The 2333-nt window shown below is 61.2% G+C and carries 3 protein-coding genes; all 3 read right to left on the bottom strand.

What is annotated here, in order from left to right; genetic code table 11:
- Window positions 1–271: 271 nt before the first annotated feature.
- Entirely contained in the window at window positions 272–1171 is a 900-nt protein-coding gene (locus tag E4Q08_RS23950) for an ArdC family protein (protein ID WP_169072246.1), read from the bottom strand.
- Window positions 1172–1370: 199 nt separating this feature from the next.
- A complete protein-coding gene (locus tag E4Q08_RS23945; protein WP_034909542.1) occupies window positions 1371–1646 on the bottom strand; it encodes a hypothetical protein in 276 nt (91 codons plus the stop codon).
- 12 nt (window positions 1647–1658) lie between these two features.
- The gene (locus E4Q08_RS23940) at window positions 1659–1859 is read right to left on the bottom strand and encodes a hypothetical protein (RefSeq protein ID WP_169072245.1); all 201 of its coding nucleotides are present in this window, start codon (window positions 1857–1859) and stop codon (window positions 1659–1661) included.
- Window positions 1860–2333: the final 474 nt, after the last annotated feature.

The raw sequence follows: 2333 nt of genomic DNA, 5'->3' as shown, positions 1-2333 counted from the left end.
ATGTCGCCCAACAGTCTTGTGGTGATTGCGGGAAGCCATGCCGGTCACCGGCAGAGCCTGCCCAGCGCCTGGGGTGCAGGGACAGATCGCGTATCGGTGAAGAGATTGCCCAATACGTCAGCAGCACCGACGGGAGATCAGCGCAGCCGGGAAATCCGGGAGGTTTCCACAGGCTTTTTCGACGATCTATCCACAGAATTTGTGGATGAGCCGGCTCTCCACAGCCTGTCCTCAGCTTTGTCCACAGAATTGCCCACAGCGTCTGTACGCTTCAGGCAGCGAGCGGCATGGCGTCGGCCGGGGTGATCAGCCCGGCGTGTTCAAGCAGATAGTCGGCTGCCTTCTGGGCTTGCGCGGAAGCGGTGAACACCGCGCGCTTGTCGCGCTTGAGGACTTCCAGCCAACTGGCGATGTAGTTCGCGTGCTGCACCTGAACTTCAAGCCGGCAGTGCGCAGCCAGGAAAGCCGCGCCCATCTCGGCGATCAGCTCTTCCATCGCGTACGCCGATTCGCCAAAGCGCTTGCCGAGCTTCCTGCCGAGGCGAGAGCCGTGGCCCGTCCAGTGGCAAAGCTCATGGAGTGCCGTGCTGTAGTAACTCGCCTGGTCCCTGAAGGAGGAACGGAGCGGCAGGTAGATGAGATCGTTGGGTGGCGAGTAGAAGGCCCGGAAGCCGCCATGACGAATCTCGGCTCCGGAACACTCGATGATCCGCTCAGCGATCTCGGAAGGTTCCCAGGCGGGTCCCGTGTCCGGCGCCGCCCGGTATTCGTTGGGCAAGCCATCGACCTGGTCCAGATTGAAGACGTGGAAGACTTTGAGCAGCGGCAGGAAGCGCTTCTCGTCGTCGTCGCCTTCGGCGAGTGCTTTGCTGTCGGCCTTCTCGACCTGCCGTAGTTCGTAGTAGATGATGGTCGAACTGCGCTCGCCCTTGCGGATATGACCGCCAAGTTGCAGCGCTTGCCGGAAGGTCAGCCACTGGTGAGTGGTGTAACCGCGGCACAGCGCTTCCAGGCCGAGGACGATGGTATTGATGCCGCGATAGGGGCGCTGCGAGAGCGCATTGCGCGGGAACGGATCGTCGCCGCCGGCCCACGGTCGTATCCACGGCACGGTGCCGGCTTCCAGTTCGGCGATGATCTTGTCGGTGATGCTTTGATAGATGTCGTTCATTGCGAGTCTCCAAATAGGAACGCCCCAGCCGGGGATGACCCGGACTGGGGCGCGAAAGGGATGGATGAAAGGGAAAGATCGCCTGCAGGCTATCTCAGCAGGCGCAGGCTGTAACGCAGGATCAGGCGGACCCCCTGGCGTCCGGCTTCACCGGTGGCGGCAGCGAGGAGGACCCAGCGCAGCGACTGGTTGCCGCGTTTCACACGTCGAGGCGGATGCGTCCCGGATAGTAGTTCTGGCCGTCCGCGTAGCCGATCAGGCGTTTCAGGCCCGAGGTCGCCAGGCTGGTCAGCAGACCCGCCACCGTCGCTGCCATCACACCGCTGAAGGTGCCCCAGTGAATCAGAAGGACCAGCAGCGTCACCGCCAGGTCGAGCAGCAGGTCGTGCTTGAGTGCCCGCAGCATGGTTCGCCGGGGGAGTTTCGCCAGCAGCAGTGCGCCCGCGAGAAAGATCGTGAAACCGGTGGTCAGCATGATCTTTCTCCTTCAGGCGTTTGGGCGGGAGGACTCCTCCCACGCGTCACGGACATCGGAGGCTGCTTGACCGACGATGCCGGGCACCGTCTTGGCGGCTGCTATCGTCGCGCGCACGAAGCGGAAGGTCACGAGCGCGGCGCTCTTGATGAGGCGCGTTTCGCTCTCGGCAACGGTCGGCGTGAGGGGGATGGGTTGAACCTGGGTTTTCATGGGGTTGCTCCTTTTGAAGGTACCAATGGAAAGCGGCACCGCTCCAGAGGAGACGATGCCGCTACGGGTGTGAGGATCAGGGCGGTTGTCCTGGACCTCGACTACGGGGAAGGCTGGCGGCTACGTTGAGCGCAGCGCCAGACCGACGCAACGGGGGAACGACGTTTGTCCGGAGAACGGACGAAGAAAAAGGAGTCTCTTGATCTAGAGGCTAAAGAGACTCCTTTTTCGGGGAAGAGAAAGCGAATCCGAACCGGCGGGCGGGTTTGTGGGAAGGGGGGATGGGTAAGGGCCAATGCTCTCAACCTATCAGACATAGTCATACCCCGTTTTTGTTAAGCATGTGATAAATGTGGTTTTTTGGTGAAATTTCTGGGAGATGACCTGTTTTGGTTTTATCTGGACGAGGTTCTTGATGAGTTCGTCGAAGACGGAGGCGACATTGTCGAGAGCATTGATGCCCTGGAGGAGCCA

It is taken from the genome of Candidatus Accumulibacter contiguus (assembly GCF_012940005.1).
Taxonomy (GTDB): domain Bacteria; phylum Pseudomonadota; class Gammaproteobacteria; order Burkholderiales; family Rhodocyclaceae; genus Accumulibacter; species Accumulibacter contiguus.
This window is presented reverse-complemented; position numbering and strand designations above follow the sequence as displayed.

What these genes read in the sequence shown, in the direction of transcription:
- E4Q08_RS23950 (WP_169072246.1), bottom strand. Translation starts at nt 1,171, where the DNA reads ATGAACGACATCTATCAAAGCATCACCGACAAGATCATCGCCGAACTG.
- E4Q08_RS23940 (WP_169072245.1), bottom strand. Translation starts at nt 1,859, where the DNA reads ATGAAAACCCAGGTTCAACCCATCCCCCTCACGCCGACCGTTGCCGAG.
- E4Q08_RS23945 (WP_034909542.1), bottom strand. Translation starts at nt 1,646, where the DNA reads ATGCTGACCACCGGTTTCACGATCTTTCTCGCGGGCGCACTGCTGCTG.